The organism is Mesorhizobium sp. M7A.F.Ca.CA.004.12.1.1, assembly GCF_003997835.1.
Taxonomy (GTDB): domain Bacteria; phylum Pseudomonadota; class Alphaproteobacteria; order Rhizobiales; family Rhizobiaceae; genus Mesorhizobium.
Genome location: NZ_RZRK01000981.1, coordinates 1 through 2,009 on the forward strand (window position 1 = coordinate 1; position 2,009 = coordinate 2,009).

4 protein-coding genes are annotated in these 2,009 nt (G+C 60.9%); 2 read left to right on the plus strand and 2 right to left on the minus strand.

Features of this window, described 5'->3' with window-relative positions; genetic code table 11:
- Nucleotides 1–105 precede the first annotated feature (105 nt).
- The gene (locus EN984_RS32535) at nucleotides 106–531 is read right to left on the minus strand and encodes an OsmC family protein (protein ID WP_127270746.1); all 426 of its coding nucleotides are present in this window, start codon (nucleotides 529–531) and stop codon (nucleotides 106–108) included.
- A gap of 117 nt (nucleotides 532–648) precedes the next feature.
- Nucleotides 649–1,170 (minus strand): single-stranded DNA-binding protein, encoded by a 522-nt coding sequence (locus EN984_RS32540; protein WP_127270744.1) that lies wholly within the window; start codon nucleotides 1,168–1,170, stop codon nucleotides 649–651.
- 226 nt (nucleotides 1,171–1,396) lie between these two features.
- On the opposite strand from EN984_RS32540, the gene EN984_RS32545 reads away from it, so the two are divergent.
- Both EN984_RS32545 and EN984_RS32550 read left to right on the plus strand, forming a co-directional pair.
- Nucleotides 1,397–1,711: a metalloregulator ArsR/SmtB family transcription factor gene (locus EN984_RS32545; RefSeq protein ID WP_127270743.1), complete on the plus strand. Its 315-nt coding sequence runs from the start codon at nucleotides 1,397–1,399 to the stop codon at nucleotides 1,709–1,711.
- Nucleotides 1,708–2,009: SRPBCC domain-containing protein (locus tag EN984_RS32550; protein ID WP_206517537.1), on the plus strand; the 302-nt coding region annotated here is incomplete at its 3' end. The genes EN984_RS32545 and EN984_RS32550, both read left to right, overlap by 4 nt.

The following is a 2,009-nucleotide window of genomic DNA, read 5'->3' on the forward strand; positions in this document are numbered from 1 at the left end:
CTGAACGCCATTCCCTACTGCCTACTGCCTACTGCCTACTGCCTACTGCCTGCTGCCTACTGCCTACTGCCTACTGCCTACTGCCTACTGCCTACTGCCTACTGCCTATTTCGCCGTCGTGTCGATGACCTCGAAATCGTGGGTAATCGTGGCGGTCTTGGCCAGCATCGCGGAGGCCGAGCAATATTTTTCGATCGAAAGGTCGATCGCGCGTTTCACCTTGACGCTGGAGAGTGCCCTGCCCTTGACGACGAAATGCATGTGGATGCGGGTGAACACTCTTGGCTCGGTTTCGGCCCGCTCGGCATCAAGCTCGACCACGCAGTCCTCGACCGCCTCGCGGCCCTTTTCGAGGATATGCACGACATCATAGGCCGAACAGCCACCGGTGCCGATCAGCACCAGCTCCATCGGGCTTGGACCCGGCGTCCTGCCTTCCGGTCCGTGCGCTGTTCCGAGCACGACCTTGTGACCGCTGCCGGATTCCCCGACGAAGGTGCGCTCCTCGACCCACTTTACCCGCGCTTTCACCCAACTCGTCCTCTCACCGTATTTCGTTGATCGGCCCGGTCAGCCTCAATCACGATGCAAAACCCCGAAAGTCCATGAACGACTCTCGGGGCACTGTGTCCGACATAACTGTTGCGATCAGAACGGGATTTCGTCATCCAATTCGCGCGACGAACCACCGCCGCCGCCGCTCTTGGCACCGCCGCCACCGCGATTGAAGCCTTCGCTCGGGCTGGACTGGCCGAAATCGGAACCACGGCTGCTGCCGCCACCGGTATAGCCGCCGACCTGACCGCCCTCGCCCTGTCCGCGTGCGTCGAGCATCTGCAGCTCCCCGCGGAATTTCTGCAGCACGACTTCCGTCGTGTACTTGTCGGCACCGGTCTGGTCCTGCCATTTGCGCGTCTGCAACTGGCCCTCGACATAAACCTTCATGCCCTTCTTCAGATACTGCTCCGCCACCTTGGCGATGCCCTCATTGAAGATGACGACGTTGTGCCACTCGGTTTTTTCCTTGCGTTCGCCGGAATTCTTGTCGCGCCAGCTTTCCGATGTGGCGATGCGGATGTTGACGACCGGCTCACCCGAATTCAGGCGACGGATTTCGGGATCCGCGCCGAGATTGCCGACCAGAATGACCTTGTTGACGCTACCCGCCATGATATTTCTCCGCGCTCATCCGAAACAAATTTTTGTCGCAGCACCTTACAGGCTGCGGGCGATCGCCGCTTGCCATGGCTGCCTTTACCCACAAGGTTTTTGTTCCCTTTTCGTTCTTATCCGCGTCGCTGCTTATTGTCAAGGAATGGCAGCAATGCCGAAGCCGATCATATGGGCCTGAAAAGACCGCTTGCCAAATCAATAAGTATGCACTTATGCTTTTGGCATGATCGAAGCAGAGATTTTTCGCGCACTGGCCGACCCGACGCGCCGCGCCGTCTTTGAGCGGCTGGCCGCCGGCGAGATGAGCGTGTCGGAATTGCGCACCGGGATGATGGTGTCGCAGCCCGCGGTGTCGCAGCATCTGGCGGTGCTGCGTGGCGCCGGGCTGGTGATCGAGCGGCGAGCCGGCCGCAACGCCTATTACCGCGCCGATCCGCAGGGGCTCGCCCCCTTGCTCTCCTGGATCGAACGCTACCGGACCTTCTGGCCGGAGCGCATCGAAAGGCTGAAGGCGGTTTTGAAGGACATGGATCAATGAAGAAGGCGGGATCAACGACCAACCACGGCCAAGGCGACGCCCCGGATGCGCTCGAGTTCGAGTACGAGCTTGCCGAGCCGCCGGAAAAGGTCTGGCGGGCCCTGACCATACCGGAATTGCTGGCCGCCTGGATGATGCCGAACGACATCAGCCCCGAGATCGGCAACCGTTTTGCCTTCGCCGGACCGGACACGCCGATCGAATGCGAAATCCTCGACGCCGAACCCGAGAAGCTGCTGCGCTATTCCTGGCGGGAGCAGCCGGGCGACGCAGCCAGGCAGGATCCGCTCGACAGCAC

What these genes read in the sequence shown, in the direction of transcription:
- EN984_RS32545 (WP_127270743.1), top strand. Translation starts at nt 1,397, where the DNA reads ATGATCGAAGCAGAGATTTTTCGCGCACTGGCCGACCCGACGCGCCGC.
- EN984_RS32540 (WP_127270744.1), bottom strand. Translation starts at nt 1,170, where the DNA reads ATGGCGGGTAGCGTCAACAAGGTCATTCTGGTCGGCAATCTCGGCGCG.